The organism is Qiania dongpingensis (assembly GCF_014337195.1).
Lineage (GTDB): Bacteria > Bacillota > Clostridia > Lachnospirales > Lachnospiraceae > Lientehia > Lientehia dongpingensis.
Genome location: NZ_CP060634.1, coordinates 944,781 through 961,461, shown reverse-complemented (window position 1 = coordinate 961,461; position 16,681 = coordinate 944,781). Strand labels below are relative to the sequence as shown.

The 16,681-nt window shown below is 50.9% G+C and carries 13 protein-coding genes and 1 riboswitch; of the genes, 7 read left to right on the top strand and 6 right to left on the bottom strand.

Translation table 11 applies throughout. The annotated features are described in order from the left end of the window. Positions 1-5 precede the first annotated feature (5 nt). Together holA and H9Q78_RS04515 are read left to right on the top strand one after the other, a co-directional pair. Complete coding sequence (holA, locus tag H9Q78_RS04520; protein WP_249303823.1) at positions 6-989, top strand: DNA polymerase III subunit delta; 984 nt, start codon at positions 6-8, stop codon at positions 987-989. Positions 990-1,248: 259 nt separating this feature from the next. Beyond that, entirely contained in the window at positions 1,249-1,437 is a 189-nt protein-coding gene (locus H9Q78_RS04515) for a hypothetical protein (protein WP_249303822.1), read from the top strand. A 242-nt stretch (positions 1,438-1,679) separates the two neighbouring features. Here the strand turns inward: H9Q78_RS04515 and nhaC are convergent, their stop codons facing one another. From nhaC to rpsT, 5 genes are all read right to left on the bottom strand, one after another. Next, entirely contained in the window at positions 1,680-3,134 is a 1,455-nt protein-coding gene (gene nhaC / locus H9Q78_RS04510; RefSeq protein ID WP_249303821.1) for a Na+/H+ antiporter NhaC, read from the bottom strand. Then, positions 3,131-4,801, bottom strand: a complete 1,671-nt coding sequence (locus tag H9Q78_RS04505) for a hydantoinase B/oxoprolinase family protein (RefSeq protein ID WP_249303819.1) — start codon at positions 4,799-4,801, stop codon at positions 3,131-3,133. Before H9Q78_RS04505 ends, nhaC begins: the two co-directional genes overlap by 4 nt. After that, complete coding sequence (locus H9Q78_RS04500) at positions 4,788-6,848, bottom strand: hydantoinase/oxoprolinase family protein (RefSeq protein ID WP_249303817.1); 2,061 nt, start codon at positions 6,846-6,848, stop codon at positions 4,788-4,790. Before H9Q78_RS04500 ends, H9Q78_RS04505 begins: the two co-directional genes overlap by 14 nt. Before the next feature lie 189 nt (positions 6,849-7,037). Next, a riboswitch (Lysine riboswitch) is annotated at positions 7,038-7,184 on the bottom strand. 44 nt (positions 7,185-7,228) lie between these two features. Next, on the bottom strand, positions 7,229-8,356 hold the full coding sequence (locus H9Q78_RS04495; RefSeq protein ID WP_249303815.1) for an aldo/keto reductase: 1,128 nt from the start codon (positions 8,354-8,356) through the stop codon (positions 7,229-7,231). Positions 8,357-8,444: 88 nt separating this feature from the next. Continuing rightward, positions 8,445-8,708, bottom strand: coding sequence for a 30S ribosomal protein S20 (gene rpsT / locus H9Q78_RS04490; RefSeq protein WP_249303813.1), 264 nt, complete (start codon positions 8,706-8,708; stop codon positions 8,445-8,447). A gap of 226 nt (positions 8,709-8,934) precedes the next feature. Here rpsT and gpr point away from each other — a divergent pair, with 226 nt between their 5' ends. From gpr to hemW, 4 genes are all read left to right on the top strand, one after another. Next, the gene (gene gpr, locus H9Q78_RS04485; RefSeq protein ID WP_249303811.1) at positions 8,935-9,942 is read left to right on the top strand and encodes a GPR endopeptidase; all 1,008 of its coding nucleotides are present in this window, start codon (positions 8,935-8,937) and stop codon (positions 9,940-9,942) included. Positions 9,943-10,080: 138 nt separating this feature from the next. Further along, positions 10,081-11,355: a stage II sporulation protein P gene (spoIIP, locus tag H9Q78_RS04480; protein ID WP_249303809.1), complete on the top strand. Its 1,275-nt coding sequence runs from the start codon at positions 10,081-10,083 to the stop codon at positions 11,353-11,355. A gap of 114 nt (positions 11,356-11,469) precedes the next feature. Next, entirely contained in the window at positions 11,470-13,281 is a 1,812-nt protein-coding gene (gene lepA / locus H9Q78_RS04475) for a translation elongation factor 4 (protein ID WP_249303807.1), read from the top strand. Then, a complete protein-coding gene (hemW, locus tag H9Q78_RS04470) occupies positions 13,281-14,513 on the top strand; it encodes a radical SAM family heme chaperone HemW (protein ID WP_456300202.1) in 1,233 nt (410 codons plus the stop codon). Before lepA ends, hemW begins: the two co-directional genes overlap by 1 nt. A gap of 374 nt (positions 14,514-14,887) precedes the next feature. Here hemW and H9Q78_RS04465 read toward each other — a convergent pair whose 3' ends face one another. Then, positions 14,888-15,109 carry a hypothetical protein gene (locus H9Q78_RS04465; protein WP_249303804.1) on the bottom strand — a complete coding sequence of 74 codons (222 nt, stop codon included), beginning with the start codon at positions 15,107-15,109 and terminating at the stop codon, positions 14,888-14,890. Between the two features lie 510 nt (positions 15,110-15,619). Between H9Q78_RS04465 and hrcA the strand changes: the two genes are divergently transcribed. Further along, positions 15,620-16,666, top strand: coding sequence for a heat-inducible transcriptional repressor HrcA (gene hrcA, locus H9Q78_RS04460; RefSeq protein ID WP_249303803.1), 1,047 nt, complete (start codon positions 15,620-15,622; stop codon positions 16,664-16,666). The last annotated feature ends 15 nt before the right edge of the window (positions 16,667-16,681 follow it).

Genomic DNA, 16,681 nt, shown 5'->3' with positions numbered 1-16,681 from the left:
ATTATATGAAGGTATTGAGCCAGGATATTAAAAATCATACGTTTAAGCCGGTCTACTGCCTGTACGGCGAAGAGGCTTTTTTAAAAAAGAGCTTCAAAAACCAGCTGAAGACAGCGATCATCGGGGAAGACACCATGAATTTTCAGAGCTTTTATGGAAAAGATGTGGATGTGCCTGAGATCATCAGCCTGGCGGATACTATGCCGTTTTTTGCCGAGAAGCGCTTGATTCTGGTGGAAAACAGCGGTTTGTTTAAAAAGGACGCCGAGCCTCTCGCTTCTTATCTGTCCGGTATGCCGGACAGTACGATTCTGATTTTTGTGGAAGAACAAGTAGATAAGCGGAATAAGCTGTATAAAAAGGTAAAAGAGCTTGGGTATGCGGCAGAGCTTTCCAGACAGCCGGAATCCCAGCTCAAAACATGGATTCTGAGAATCTTAAAGCAGGAGGGAAGACAAATTTCCCAAACGGCCATGGAGCTTTTATTGAGTTCTGTGGGAGATGACATGGAGCATATTCGGACGGAGCTTGAAAAGCTCCTTGCTTATACGGAGGGCAGAGAGGGGATTACGCCTGCTGATGTGGAGGCCGTCTGTTCGGTACAGATCACGGGACGGATTTTTGATATGATCACGGATATCGCAGCCAGAAGGCAGACCAGGGCATTGGAGAAATATTATGATCTTATGGCGCTCAAAGAACCTCCGATGCGGATTTTATTTCTGATAGCCAGACAGTTCAACCAGCTTTTGATCGTGAAGGAGCTGGCGGCATCGGGCAGGGGAAAGGATGAGATAGCCAAAAAGGCGGGTATTCAGCCCTTTGTGGCATCGAAGGCTATGGCCCAGGCAAAGAGCTTCCGGACGGAAGAGCTGCGGGACTATGTCGTGAAATGCGTCGAGGCAGAAGAAGCGGTCAAGACGGGCCGCCTGGCGGATAGCCTGGCAGTGGAGCTTTTAATAACGGAGTTTTCCAGGGGCAAGTCCTGACTTTAACAAAAATAGCAAACGAACAAGACCGGGAAGGTACCTTCCCGGTCTTGTTCATTATACCTAGCGGCCGTGAGAATCCTGCTAACGGCTCTGCGGCGCTCACCTTACGATGGAATCGGATTGTTCCTCCTGCTCCTCCTTCCGCACCGAAATAGGCTTCTGTTTGTTGTAAAAACTATTGGGGCAGTCCACCTGGCCCGCTGCCGTTAGGCACGCGGGCCGTGTGGATATCCGATTCTTTTCTGGAATCTAAGAAATGAAATTTGACCAGTATAGCGCGGTAGGCAGGGCGCCGGCAGAAAGATTCCGGGCCGGCCTAAAGGTGAGCGCCGCAGGGCAGCGGCCGGTGTTCCCCTGGCGGAGGGAGACAGAAACGAAAAATACCGATTCCGTTTCTGAGCGAACAGGAGATGGGAAATCATCAAGATTTCCTGTCGACATGTGAGCGGTACTCCTGGAGCGGGGATAAAGCGGCCTCTGCATCGCCAGCGAACCGAAATCGTGACGGTCCGGAACTTCTGCCGGTGTCTAACTGGAGCTTGATCGGAGCTGACTAAAAAATGATTCCAAAAAGTATTTTGTATCATATCTTGCCGCACAAAGTGCGCCTGCCTGTAGGGCATAAATTAAGGGATGCCCTGGAGTATAGCCAAGGGCATCCCTTTTTGACGCCAGTTAATTTAAATACTATTTCTTCTGAGCGGCCAGCTTCGCTTTTTTGCTGAACCACATGCCTTTTCCTCTTACGGGAGACCCGTCCTTTTTAAAGATCGCAAATCCTGTCAGCCCATAGATGATCGCCATAACGGGACAGAGGAGCGGCAGGAACGAATACGGCAGAGAAGACAGCGTAGGCACACCCAGCACGCCGGATACATAGATAGCGGCCATGGACCAGGGCACGAGGAAGGAGAAAATGGTGCCGCCGTCCTCCAGGGTCCTGGAGAGTACATAGGGAGCCACATCCGCCTTATCGTAGGAGTCCTTAAAGATTTCACCGGGCAGCAGAATCGCAACATACTGGCTGGCGGTGAGCACTACGGTCAGGAGGCAGGTGAACAGAGTGGTGATGACCAGCGGACCGGGCTTGCGTACCAGCGCTTCCAGTTTGCTCAGGATAGCATTCAACACCCCCATTCTCTGCAGAAGTTCTCCGAAGGAAAGACAGAGCAGAGCGAGGGAGACCGTGGTCATCATACTGGAGATACCGCCCCGGTTGAACAGCTTGGCGACGACTTCGTTCGCAAAGTCAAATTTGAATCCGGTGGCCATTGAGTTGAATACAGTCGCGATGTCAAATTGAGGCTGAGCGATGAAGGCCACGATAATACCCGCGATGGTTCCGGCGAGCAGAGCCAGGAAGGAAGGTACTTTCCGGACAGCGAGTACGATGGTCAGGATTGGAATCAGCAGCAGGAAAGGAGATACGTTGAAGGTTGAAGTGATACCCTCAGAGATCGCCGTTACGTTGCCCAGATCCACATTGGAAGCGCTGTACTGGAACCCGAGGACGAAGTACAGGATTGCTGAAATGACCGTGGCAGGGACCGTGGTGAACAGCATGGATTTAATATGCAGGAAGATATCCGTGCCGGAAACAGCGGGGGCCAGATTCGTGGTATCGGAGAACGGAGACATCTTGTCGCCGAAAATGGCGCCGGAGATGACCATGCCGGCGGTGAGACCGGGGTTGATGCCGATGCCGTAGCCGATGCCCATGAAAGCGACACCCAGAGTGCCTGCGGCTGTATAGGAGCTTCCGGTGAAGAAGGAAACGATACAGCAGATGATGAAGCCAACCAGCAGGAAATAGGACGGAGACAGAATCTTCAGTCCGTAATAGATGATGGAAGGCACTACTCCGGATACGATCCAGGAGCCGACTACCATACCTACGCTCATCAGGATCAAGATGACCAGTATGGCCTTCTTGCATCCGTCCAGGATGATCTCCTGGACTTCATTCATGGAAAAGCCGATGCACATGGCAATGATGGCCATGGCCACCAAAACCAGTGCAAATACGGTAACTGTGGTCAGCTTGAGAACTGCCAGCCCGACTGCCATAATCGCTACCATAACGATCAGGGTAAAGATGGCCATCGGAAATCCCATTCGTTTCGATTCTTTTTCTTTACTCATATTTCATCCTCCTTATTTGCAGCCGGATAACAGGTGTTCATGGTCTCCAGGCTGATTTTTCCCTCTTCGTAATCTTTTCTTACCTTATTAATATCACGCTTCGCAGGGTCCCCATATCCGCCGCCTCCGGCTGAAACCAAAGTCACGGTGTCTCCAGATTCCAGAGGGACGTTGCGTACCTTGTTCTGCGTGTTGATTTTCCTGCCTTCGTGGCAGACATCCAAATAGGAAGTGGAACCTCCCATGCCGCCCTGCAGTCCCCAGGGTTTCGTCCTGCTTCTTTCGGTGGAAGCGGCCGCCAGCACGGTATTTTCGCTGTCGTCCAGGATGCAGATGCCTCTGCGGATGCCCATGCCGCCCCGGTACATGCCGGGACCGCCGCTGTCCTCTTCCAGCGCATATTCTTTGACTAAAAGGGGGTACTCCATTTCCAGAGATTCGATGGGAAGGTTGGAGCTGTTGGTCATATGTACCTGTACGGCGTCCAAGCCGTCTTTATTGTAACGGGCGCCGTTTCCGCCGCCGATGGTCTCCACATAGACATAAGGTTTACCAGAACGGGCGTCTTGTCCGGCAATACTGAAAAAGGTCACGGCTCCGCAGCCCGCGGCGATGACATTTTCCGGGTCGATTTTTGCAAAAGCACCAAAGATGACGTCTGCCAGACGCTGAGTCGTAGTCTCACGGTCAAATGTGGGCGCCGGCTCGCTGGCACAAACGATGGTGCCGGGCTCTGCTTTTACGTCAATGCTGTCAAAGAAACCGGAGTTGGCGGGTATTGTCTTATCCAGCAGGCATTTCACTGAATAGAAGACTGTGGCCAAAAGGGCGCTCTTTACGCAGTTATACGGGCCGGTCACCTGAGGATGGCTTCCGGAAAAGTCAAATAGGAGATGGTCCCCGGAGACGACCAGCTTCACCCGAATCTGCAGATTTTCATTGCCGTTTCCGTCATCATCCAGGATGTCCTCAAATTCATATTCTCCGTCCGGTAGGTTTTGGATGGCGGTCCTGGCTTTCTTTTCTCCGTATTTGAGCCATTCTCGGCAGAATTCAAAATACGTTTCCAGACCGATCTTTTCGCAGAGCTCTATGATCTTATCTGCGCCGAATTGGTTGGTGATGAGCTGCGCCTGGATGTCCCCGCGGCGTTCTTCCTTAAGCTGGAAGTTGAGAAGGATCAGGTCGTAGATATCTTTATTGAGCTTCCCTTTTTCATAAAGCTTCACCACAGGAATGCGGAGACCTTCGTCGAAGATAGTCGGACCCCTTCTGGAGCGGTCCGCATGATGGCCGTTGTTTACCACAAAGGCAATCAGCTTTCCTTCATAAAAAACAGGCTTTACCAGGGCAATGTCCGGAAGATGAGAGCCGCCGCCGGTATAAGGATCATTGGCGATGTAGACATCCCCGTCGTATATCTCTGATTTATCCCATCTTTTCAGGAGTTCCTCCACCGCGCCGAAGAGGGAGCTGAAATGGATCGGAATATGCTGGGCGAGGGAGAGAACCTTGCCGTCCGCATCGAAGATAGCCACGGATAAGTCCTTTCTCTCTTTGATATTTGTGCTGTATGCGGTTTTGGTCAGGATGACTCCCATCTGCTCCGCGATGGAGAGAAGGCCGTTGCTGATGACCTCCAGTGTAATGGAATTAATGTGACTCATGGAAACGTCCTCCTGTTCTCGTAATGATCATGTTGAAATATTCGTCTACCACAGCTTTCTGGTTTTTGAGGATAATGGTGGTGGAATCCATCTGCTCGACAATTGCGGGACCCGGAATCACATTGCCGCAGTGAAGAAGGTCGCGGTCATAGAGGATGTATTTTTCGCGGCTGCCGTCTTCCATGAGCACCATACGGCTGCCCATGACAGCGGCAGAAGCGTCTTCTCCTACGAAATCCTCCCGCTCAATCTGAGGCTTGCTGATATGGCCGATGGCGGACAGACCGAAATTGACGATCTGGATCTCGTCGGCGGAAGTATAGGAATACAGCCGCATATAAGTTTCCGTGAACTGTCTGGTCAGATCTTCCATGGAGGTAATGCTGTCATCGATGGATACGACGATCTCATAATTCTGCCCCTTGTAGCGCATGTCCAGATAGTATTCCAGCTGGCGGTTTTCTTCCAGGATATTTTCCTTGTCAAACCATATCACAGCCTCTTTTTTCAGGCAGCTGTACATATCCGTAATACAGGAGAACGGCGTATGGTTCAGATCCATGACGCTGGTCTGTACAAAGTCGCGCCGCATATCCTCCGTCAAAAGGCCGTAGGCTGCCAGGAGGCCGGGAGCCTTTGGAATGATCGCGGTGGACATATTGAGCTCTTCTATGAGCTCGGCCGCATGAAGCGGACCGGCGCCTCCGAAAGCTACCAGTGAAAAGTCAGTGGGATTATAGCCTTTTTCCACAGTGACGTTTTTGATTTCCTTCACGATGTTGGAATTGCCTACGGTGATGATGCCGCGGGCCGTTTCTTCCACATTCATATCGATTTTCTCAGAGAGGTTTTCCACTGCTTTGAAGGAGAGCTTGGAGTCAATGGGAAGCTGACCGTTTAACAGCTCTTTGTTATTCAGATGTCCGAGGATCACGCGGGCGTCTGTGATGGTGGCTTCCTTTCCGCCGCGGGCATAGCAGGCGGGTCCGGGATCGGCTCCGGCGCTCTGAGGGCCGACCTTCAGGATGCCGCCGCTGTCCACCCAGGCAATGCTGCCGCCGCCGGCACCGATGGTGGAAATATCAATGGAGGGAATCCTTACGGGATACCCGCTGATGTTTTTATCCTTGGAGCTTTCTATATTGCCGTTTACGATCATGCTGATATCGGTGCTGGTCCCGCCCACATCGAGGGTAATGACGTTTTTATAATCGATCAGATTCGTCAGATACTGTACGCCGATGACACCTGCGGCCGGGCCGGAAAGACCGGTCTTTATGGGATAAGTGGCAGCCTCCCGGATGGACATGAGTCCGCCGTTGGAATGGTTGATATATACCTTTTTGATTCCGATCTGCTCCAGAGTATGTCTCAGGCTGTCCAGGTATTTTTTTACCTCGGGGCCGACAAAGGAATTGAGGACCGTACCGCAGAGCCGTTCAAACTCACGGAATTGATTGGAAATCTCACTGGAGGTGGAAATGTAAATTCCAGGCATATGCTCTTCAATGAGGGCTTTTACCCTTGCCTCGTTCTCGGGATTTAAGTACGCATTTAAAAATAAGACGGCGACAGCCTCGGCACCGCTCTTTTTAAGCTCTTCAATCAGCGCCAGGATTTCTTCATCCTGGAGTGCGTCCAGGATCTCACCCTTATAGTTCATACGTTCCGTCAGCTCAAACCTCAGATTTCTGGGAACCAGGACGGGAGCCTTGTCCATCTGAAGATCATAAAGATCCGGACGTTTCTGCCGTCCGATCTCCAGGAGATCACGGAAGCCCTTTGTGGTCACCAGGGCCGTGCGCGCTCCCCGGCTTTCCAGGATGGCGTTGGTTGCTACGGTAGTTCCGTGGATGAAGCGATCTACATTTTCATAATTCAGACCGTATTTTTCCACGATCTTACGGACGCCTCCCACGACTGCCTGGGACTGGTCCTTTAAAGAGGATGGCAGTTTATAGACCATCAACTCGCCGGTTGTTTCATCAATTGCGCATATGTCGGTGTTGGTGCCGCCGACGTCGACGCCGATTCTGATTTTATTCACGTTAAATCTTCTCCCCTCGTTTATAATAAAAGAGCAGTCACGTGCATGGTATATGCACATGGCTGCTTTACATCATTGCAAGCTGTAATCCAAAACGTTCCGGCTGCGGTACGCCCGGAAAAGCTGGTATTAATGTCCTGTAGTGTCAAACTCACTTTTTCTGTCGTCCAATTAACTCCATGCCCCCAGGTATATCATAGTGCTCTTTTGAAGCTTGGCGGGCTTCAAAAACAGTCTTGCACCTATTCGATGCAAGCCCAAGCGCAAAACGCTTTCGGCAGATTTCCCTTTCCCACAGGCTGTGGTACTGATGATTTCCGCGCCCCTATACATACCTAACAATTATAGCGAATCAAGACGTCAAAGTCAACTGAATCCCTTTACTTTTCAAAAATATCGGCAATTACCTTTAATTGGTCCGTGATTTTGATGTGCTGCGGGCAGTGGCCCTCACAGCTGTGACATTCAATACAGTCGGACGCGGCGCCGCGTCCAAGGGCCTGGCGCCTGTAGTGCATCTGAGGGAAATTGTTCTGTCCATATTGCTTCATCAAGTTATAAACAGAAAAATAACCGGGGATGTTGATATCCATCGGACATTCATCGACGCAGTATTTACAGCTGGTACAGGGAATGGCCTGGATTTCCCGGAGGACATCTGTCACACGGGAAATTCGTTCCAGCTCCTCTTTGCCAAGGGGATGAAAATCTTCCATGTAAGAAAGATTGTCTTCCAGCTGGGAAAGAGAGGACATCCCGCTGAGGACCATCATGACCCCTTCCTGGGACGCGGCGAAACGGATCGCCCAGGATGCCGGGGAAGCGTCCGGAGAATATTCACGAAAGATTTCTGCGGCCTTTTCGGGGAGGTTTGCCAGACCGCCGCCCTTGGCCGGTTCCATAACGATGACCGGCTTTCCAAACCGGCGGGCTGTTTCCAAACATTTTCTGGATTGGATGATTTCACTGTCCCAGTCTATGTAATTAAGCTGAAGCTGGACAAATTCCATCTCCGGATGGGCGGTGAGAATCTCCTCCAGGACATCGGCGCGGTCATGAAAGGAAAAGCCGATGTGACGTACTTTTCCTTCCGCTTTCAGCTTTTTCATGAATTCAAATCCGCCGTACCGTGTGGTTTCTTCAAAACGGTCTCTTGCCATGTTATGGAGAAGATAGTAATCAAAATAATCCACCTGGCAGCGCTTGAGCTGAGTATCAAAGAAGCGTTCATAATATTCCGGCCCTTTGACCAGGAAGGTGGGCATTTTATCGGCCAGAAGATAGGCGTCGCGGGGATACCTCTTTACCAGCGCCTCGCAGACCGCCTCCTCAGAATGTTCCTTATGATACGGATAGGCGGTATCGATGTAGCAGAAACCCTGGGCGAGATATCGGTCGATCATTTTGGAATAGGTGTCGATATCAATGGATGTAGGGTCATCGGGATTCAGGAGCGGAAGACGCATCGCGCCGAAACCCAGTCTTTTTTGCGGATTCAGTTCTGCCATGGAAATTCTCCTTTTCTCATTTAGAATAAAAAATCCTGTCAGCACACCATTCTGACAGGATTCCACTTCGGTTTATTCAAGTTATGATTTATGCGATTTTATTTACCGCTTTTGTCAAACGGGCAACTTTTCTGGAAGCAGTGTTCTTGTGGTAGATACCCTTGGAAGCAGCTTTGTCGATTTCGCTGATAGCAACCAATAAACCTGCCTGTGCTGCAGCCTTGTCACCGGCAGAAATAGAAGCTTCAACCTTTTTCACCACGGTCTTTACCTTGGATTTAATTGCTTTGTTCCTGGCAGTTTTTGCTTCAGCCACCAGAACCCTCTTCTTTGCGGACTTAATATTTGCCAATTTGTACACCTCCAAATCAAATAAAATTGTCTTCATTTATCTGGTTTGCATTAAAGCCGGACACGGACAGTCTAATGTAAACATACTTTTATATTCTATAGGAAAAAGCAAAGGCTGTCAATACATATTTCGGGAAAAATTGTAAAAGATAGTAGCAAAAATGAACTGGAAAAACTGGCCGGCGGAAAGAGAAAAGCAGGAAGCCAGAGGAAAGGACAGGGGAAACATGGAAAAGACAGATAATAATGCGAATGACCTTTGGACGGAAGACGAGTTGCTTGAAAAAACAGAGGGTATACAAGTGCACACAGACCTGGCTCTGGAAGCCAGAGAGTCAGTCACGGAGGGGGAGGAAGGAATCCCCGGGGTGCGGATAGAGGAATCCTGCAGCGATAATTCTGACGTAAAAGTGACGAGGGTGGAGGTAGTGGATGAACGGGGAGAGAAGGCGATAGGAAAACCAAAGGGAATCTACATCACCTTGGAAGCAGAACAGATGGCGGTGCCGGACGAGGGCTATCACCGTGAGATTTCGAAGGAGCTTGCGCATTATATTGGGGAGCTTTTGGAAAGCTTCGGATGCCCGCAGTCCGTACTGGTGGTAGGACTGGGAAATCATGAGGTTACCTCCGATTCCCTGGGGCCGAAGGTGCTGGATAACCTGATGATGACCAGGCATCTGCGGGGTGAGAATACAGACGGAGAACGGGAAAAAGGCGTACGGATCGTCAGCGGGATCGTCCCCGGCGTCATGGCACAGACCGGAATGGAGACCGCGGAGATCGTCAGAGGCGTGGTAAAGGAGACGAATCCGGAGGCGGTGGTGGTGATAGACGCCCTGGCGGCGCGGAGCGTCAGCCGTTTAGCTACGACTATACAGCTGAGCAACACGGGAATCCAGCCGGGCTCCGGCGTGGGGAATCACCGGCACAGCCTGACGGAAGAAAGCCTGGGGATTCCGGTCATCGCGGTGGGTGTCCCTACTGTTGTAGCGGCGGCCGCCATTGTTTACGATACGGTGGACGCTTTGTCGGAGCTTTTGGAAGCGGCTGGAGCTTCGTCGGCCGCGGACGCGGTGGAAGGGATGAGGATGGACGAGCGGTATCAGATGGTAAGAGAGCTCATAGAACCCAGATTCGGTCCGATGTACGTAACTCCTGGAAATATCGACGAACGGGTAAAGAGGCTCAGCTTCACCATCTCGGAAGGAATCAACATTGCTTTTCAGGGCTAGGAAAAAGGAATCATCTGCATGTCCAGGTCATATGATGGTATGAAGTGACCGGCGGTTTTTCGCTCGGATAATACAAGCCCTGAGGACATGGATATGGCGGCGGGCTTCCGGGATTTTCCGGGAAAGGAGGAAGGTATTTTGAGTTTTTTCAACAGGCACCACGATTCACGGGGGAGTGGGGCGGCGCTGGTCGTACTGGTGGCATTCGGCTGGTTTCTTCTGCGGGGAGGCCCTGCGCGGCTTACCGCTTTGGCCGCCCGGCTTCCCATGTCCTCCTTTGTATCAAAGGAAGAAGCCCGGGCTGTGTCCGCCGGTGAGGGGGAAAGCGGGGCCTCTGGTCTTACTATGGGCCAGAAATTTTTAGAATTGGCGTCCGGAGTACATTCTATCTCTCTGTTCCTCGGAGAACAGGATGCGGCGCTGGCACAGGCGCAGCCGGACCCGGCCTACCAAAATTTTCAAAAAGAAAATGAAATGCACGGTGAGACACAGGATGAACCAGAATCAGCCGCCGAAGCCGGAACGGCCGGCACGGCAGAAACGGCGGAGACGACTGCGGCCGGGCAGACAGAGCCGGGCGGAAGCGCGCCGGAAAATGGGGGCGAGGCGGAAACGGCCGCGGAAGGAACCGGGGAGGCAGGTCAGCCTGCTATGGCGGCCACGGAAATCAAAGGTACGGTATATACGGCGGAACAGCTGTCTGATTTTGATTTTTTGAAGAGCAAATTTTTTTATGTACATAAATCAACAACTGCGTATCCGGAACAGCTGGATGCCAATATGCTGATGAGTAAGGACCTGAGCCTGCCGGAGAGCGGAGAACCGCAGATACTTCTGTTTCACACCCACGGAAGCGAAGCCTTTTCCGATTCTGCCGAGGGGGACCCGAACATGACCGTTGTAGGGGTCGGAAATTATCTGGCGAAACTTCTGTCGGAGCAGTATGGAATCCAGGTCATCCATAATACGGAGGTCTTTCCTTATTCCGATTCGTATTCGATGGCTCTCAGTATGCTGAATCAGACACTGGCGGAGAATCCAAGCATCCAGGTGACCATCGATCTGCACCGGGATTCCGGCGGACACGACGTGGTGGATATCAACGGAAAGCCCACGGCGCCGATCATGTTTTTCAACGGAATGTGCCAGACTCCCGACGGACCGCTGGATGATGTCGAGAATCCATATCTGCTCGACAACCTGGCTTTCAATTTTCAAATGAAGCTGAAAGCGGAGGCCTATTATCCAGGATTTACTTTAAGAACTTTCCTGAAAGCCTACCGGTATAATCAGCATGTACTGCCCAGGGCGACCCTTGTGGAGGTGGGGACAGAAAACAACACCTTCGAGGAGGCTAAAAATGCCATGGAGCCTCTGGCGGATATTCTGTATAAAGTGCTGAGGGGAAAATAGTGCTGCCTCCCTTACATCACCGTTAAAAAGCCTTGCGGGAAAAATAAACTCGTTGTACAATTGAGTAGCGAACTTCGAGTGAGAGAATATACCGATTATATACAGGAGGAAACTATGGCAGCAGACCAGAGTAAGATTCGGAATTTTTGTATCATCGCCCATATCGACCACGGGAAATCTACACTGGCCGACAGGATTATAGAGAAGACTGGCTTGCTCACCAGCAGGGAGATGCAGTCCCAGGTGCTTGACAACATGGAGTTGGAAAGGGAACGGGGGATCACCATCAAATCTCAGGCTGTCCGCACCGTCTACCGGGCGGAAGACGGGGAAGAATATATTCTTAATCTGATCGATACCCCCGGACACGTCGATTTCAATTATGAGGTATCCAGGAGCCTGGCGGCATGCGACGGAGCTGTGCTGGTCGTGGACGCCGCTCAGGGAATTGAGGCGCAGACCATGGCAAATGTGTATCTGGCCCTGGACCACGATCTGGAGGTGTTTCCGGTGATCAATAAGATTGATCTGCCGAGTGCTGAGCCGCAAAGGGTAATCGACGAGATTGAGGATATCATTGGGATTGAGGCTCAGGATGCTCCGCAGATTTCCGCAAAGTCAGGCATTAATATAGAAGAAGTGCTGGAACAGATCGTGAAGAAGATACCAGCTCCCTCGGGAGATCCGAAAGCCCCTTTACAGGCCCTGATCTTTGATTCCGTTTATGATTCTTATAAAGGCGTCATCGTATTCTGCAGGATCAAGGAAGGAACCGTGAAAAAAGGAACGAAGATCCGGTTTATGGCCACGGGAGCTGAATTTGAGACTGTGGAGATAGGATATTTCGGAGCCGGACAGTTCATACCTTGTGATGAGCTCTCCGCCGGCATGGTCGGCTATGTGACGGCCAGCATCAAAAACGTGAGAGATACGCGGGTGGGCGATACGGTGACGGACGCGGATAGGCCCTGCGCGGAGCCTCTGCCCGGATATAAAAAGGTGACGCCGATGGTATACTGTGGCCTTTATCCGGCCGACGGCGCGAAATACAACGATTTGAGAGACGCGCTGGAAAAGCTTCAGCTGAATGACGCTTCCCTTCAATTTGAACCGGAGACCTCCATCGCTTTGGGATTCGGATACCGCTGCGGATTCCTGGGTCTCCTCCATCTGGAGATTATCCAGGAGCGGCTGGAGCGGGAATATAACCTGGATTTGGTGACGACAGCGCCGGGCGTGGTGTATAAGGTCTACAAGACCAATGGTGAGATGATGGAGCTTACCAATCCGTCCAACCTTCCGGATCCCGCGGAAATTGAATATATGGAAGAACCTGTCGTAAAAGCGGAGATCATGGTGACGACAGAGTTCATCGGCGCGATCATGGGACTCTGCCAGGAACGGCGAGGCGTGTACATGGGGACGGAATATATGGAAGATACCCGCGCGCTGCTTCGGTATGAGCTGCCGCTAAATGAGATTATATATGACTTTTTTGACGCTTTGAAATCCCGTTCCAGAGGCTATGCTTCCTTTGATTATGAGCTGAAGGGGTACGAGCAGTCTGAACTTGTTAAGCTGGATATTCTAATCAATAAGGAACAGGTGGATGCCCTTTCCTTTATCGTCCATGCCGACACTGCCTACGAACGGGGCAGGAGGATGTGTGAGAAGCTGAAGGAGGAGATACCGAGACACTTGTTTGAAATTCCCATACAGGCGGCCATTGGAAACCGCATCATTGCCAGGGAAACGGTAAAGGCCATGAGGAAGGATGTGCTGGCCAAGTGTTATGGCGGCGATATCAGCCGGAAGAGAAAGCTGCTGGAAAAACAGAAGGAAGGAAAAAAGCGGATGCGCCAGGTGGGGAATGTGGAAATTCCTCAAAAGGCTTTCATGAGTGTGCTGAAGCTGGATGATAAATGATGAGCGGGGGACGCAGAACGCCTCTGGAGCTGTACGTGCATGTTCCCTTCTGCGTAAGGAAATGCGCTTATTGTGATTTTGTATCCGGCCCTGCAGGCCCTGAGGAAATGGCAGAATACGTAAAAGCCCTCCTGGCGGAGATTCAGGCCGCCGGCAGGATGGAAAAAGTTTCTGGATATGAGGTGGTGTCCGTCTTCTTCGGAGGAGGGACTCCTTCTATTTTAGAAACGTCTGATATAGAAAAAATCCTGAAGAGTATTCGGAGGGCATTTTTCATGGGAGAAGGGGCGGAAATCACCCTGGAAGCGAATCCGGGGACACTTACGCCGGACAAGCTTACGGCTTACCGCCGGGCGGGAATCAACCGTCTTAGCCTGGGACTGCAGTCATCGAACGACAGAGAGCTGTCACTTTTAGGGAGAATCCATTCGTTTGATATGTTTCTGGAAAGCTACCGTATGGTTCGCGATGCCGGGTTTTCCAACGTGAATGTGGATCTGATGGCGGCTCTGCCGGGACAGACGGAGGAGAGCTTCCGAAAGAGCCTTGAGGCTGTGGCAGAGCTTTTACCGGTCCCTCCGGAGCACATTTCCGTATACAGCCTGATCATAGAGGAGGGGACTCCTTTCTATGCCGCTTACCACGAGCAGGCGGAAGCCAGGGCGGCCGGGGAATCAGATACCGGACTGCTTCCATCAGAAGAGGCGGAGAGAAACATGTATTACATGGCCCGCAGTTTATTAAAGGAGCGGGGATATGACCGCTATGAGATTTCTAATTTCGCCCGTTTGGGATATGAGTGCCGTCATAATATCGGTTATTGGACTGGGGTCTCCTACTTGGGTTTTGGCATATCTGCTTCTTCTTATATGGAAGGAAAACGTTTCATCAATTGTGAGGACCGTAAAGTATATACGGAGGCCATGGCGGAACTGGAAAAGAACCGGGATATCGAGCCGGCTCTGAGGACGGTCCGCAGAGAGGAAGAGATCGTCACCAAGGACCGGGCGATGGAGGAATTCATGTTTTTGGGACTTCGGATGATGTGCGGAGTTTCCGAGAAAAGATTTATGGAACGGTTTGGAGTGTCCATGAGAGAAATATATGGACCGATCTTGGAAAAGATGGAGCGGAATGGATTGATGGAATGGGACGGAATACGGGCGTCATGGAAGCTGACCGATGCCGGAATCGACGTGAGCAATTATGTGCTCGCAGATTTTCTGCTGTGAAAAGAGATGGAAAAAAGTATGCGGGAAAGGGTCGAGGCTTTCCCGCGTGAGAGTTGGTGGGGTAAAAGAGGTTGGCAATATCTTTTACAAGTATTATCATACTTGTGGAAATGAAAGAGTTCCATCAATATTTTGGCTGAAATTATAACAATCCTGCGGCCGGGCGTATCAAGTCTCCCCATTGTGGGAAAAGATACGCCGCTTTCTTTATAGAGAATCGGATGTCTTAGGGAATAATACAAATTACTTTTTGGAATCATTTTTAGTCAGCTCCGACTAAGCTCCGATAGAATACCGGCAGAAGTTCCGGGCCGTCACGATTTCGGCTCGCTGGCGATGCAGGGGCCGCTTTATCCCCGCTTCAGGAGTACCGCTCACATGTCGGCGGGTAATCCGGATGATTTCCCGCCTCCGGTTCGCTCAGAAACGAAATCGGTATTTTTCGTTTCTGCCTCCCTCCGCCTGGGGAACACCAGCCTCTGCCCTGCGGCGCTCACCTTTAGGCCGGCCCGGAATCTTTCTGCCGGTATTCTTTCTGCCGCACCTTTTCGGACGACTTCCGCTCCCTTGATTCCAGAAAAGGATCGGATATCCACACGGCCCGCGCGCCTTACGGCAACGGGCTGCGGTTGTCCGCCCCAATAGCTTTTGAGGCAAACGGAAGATACATTGGTGCGGGAGGAGGAGCGGGAGGAACAATCGGATTCCATCGTAAAGCGAGCGCCGCAAAGGCGTTAGCAAAATTTTCTCGGACGCAGGGAGGCAAAAATCGCATATCATGCGGATTTTTGTTGGAATCTGACATGGAAAAATTAAGGTTTATCCATGTCAGTTGGAAAGGACCGACTGGAGACCGTAAAAATTCTGGTTACGGCTGCCAGCGAGCCGCCTGGATGGAATCGGATTTCCTCCTGTCTCATCTGGCTATGGAGAAAAGTTTGTTTAAAAGGTATCATTTAAGAGACCACTGGCAATTTGCCTATTATGAAGGAAATGTGAATTTCTAAAAAAGATGTTGACAAAGTGAAATGGTAGTGCTATCTTATTGTTATGAATATTAGCACTCTATCAAGTTGAGTGCTAACAAGAGATGGGAGGCGTGAGGGATGGAATTGGATGAACGGAAGAAAAAGATTCTGAATGCCATCATCCGCAACTACCAGGAGACCGGCGAACCGGTCGGCTCACGCACTATTTCCAAATATTCAGATTTGCAGCTGAGTTCGGCCACTATCCGGAATGAAATGGCGGATTTGGAGGAACTGGGACTCATTGTTCAGCCCCATACTTCGGCGGGCAGGATTCCTACAGACAGAGGCTATCGCCTTTATGTGGATCAGATGCTCGGAGATGCCTTGCATGAGCCGGAGCACGAAGTAGCCGGAACACAAGATTTCCTCGTGGAACGTATGGACAGGATGGAGCAGGTCCTGAAGCAAATGGCAAAGCTTATGGCAGCCAATACGAATTATGCTTCTTTGATCTCGGCTCCGAGGTATAACCGGAACAAGGTGAAATTCATTCAGCTGTCCCGGGTGGAAGAGCATAAGATTCTGGCTGTTATTGTGGTAGAGGGAAACATCATAAAGAATTCTATTTTTGATGTGGATGAGGTTGTAACAGAGGAAGACCTCTTTTCCCTGAATCTGATGCTGAATACCAATCTGAATGGACTGACCATAGAAGAGATCAATCTGGGAATAATTACAAAATTAAAAGAACAGGCAGGTACTCATACTGATGTAGTAGGGAAGGTCCTCGACGCAGTTGCGGAAGCCATCCGGGTGGATGAGGAAGACCTTCAGATATATACCAGCGGCGCCACCAATATTTTCAAATATCCGGAGCTATCAGACAGCAGCAAGGCGAGGGAGATCATCCAGGTATTTGAAGAGAAGGAACAGCTCACCAATCTTCTTACAGATAAGCTGAACGAGGACGGGAAGCAGGGCATACAGGTCTATATCGGAAATGAAACGCCGGTGCAGAGCATGAAGGACTGCAGTGTGGTCACAGCCACATATGACTTGGGAGAAGGCCTGCAGGGGACCATCGGTATTGTGGGACCGAAGCGGATGGATTATGAAAAAGTCGTTTCCACGCTTCATACGGTTATGAGCCAATTGGATACCATGTTCAAAAAAGAGGAATAGAAAGGCGGAATCAAC

Coding starts and splice junctions, on each gene's coding strand:
- hemW (WP_456300202.1), top strand. CDS start 13,281: ATGAGCGGGGGACGCAGAACGCCTCTGGAGCTGTACGTGCATGTTCCC.
- H9Q78_RS04515 (WP_249303822.1), top strand. CDS start 1,249: ATGAAATTTGACCAGTATAGCGCGGTAGGCAGGGCGCCGGCAGAAAGA.
- hrcA (WP_249303803.1), top strand. CDS start 15,620: ATGGAATTGGATGAACGGAAGAAAAAGATTCTGAATGCCATCATCCGC.
- H9Q78_RS04495 (WP_249303815.1), bottom strand. CDS start 8,356: ATGGCAGAACTGAATCCGCAAAAAAGACTGGGTTTCGGCGCGATGCGT.
- holA (WP_249303823.1), top strand. CDS start 6: ATGAAGGTATTGAGCCAGGATATTAAAAATCATACGTTTAAGCCGGTC.
- nhaC (WP_249303821.1), bottom strand. CDS start 3,134: ATGAGTAAAGAAAAAGAATCGAAACGAATGGGATTTCCGATGGCCATC.
- gpr (WP_249303811.1), top strand. CDS start 8,935: ATGGAAAAGACAGATAATAATGCGAATGACCTTTGGACGGAAGACGAG.
- H9Q78_RS04505 (WP_249303819.1), bottom strand. CDS start 4,801: ATGAGTCACATTAATTCCATTACACTGGAGGTCATCAGCAACGGCCTT.
- lepA (WP_249303807.1), top strand. CDS start 11,470: ATGGCAGCAGACCAGAGTAAGATTCGGAATTTTTGTATCATCGCCCAT.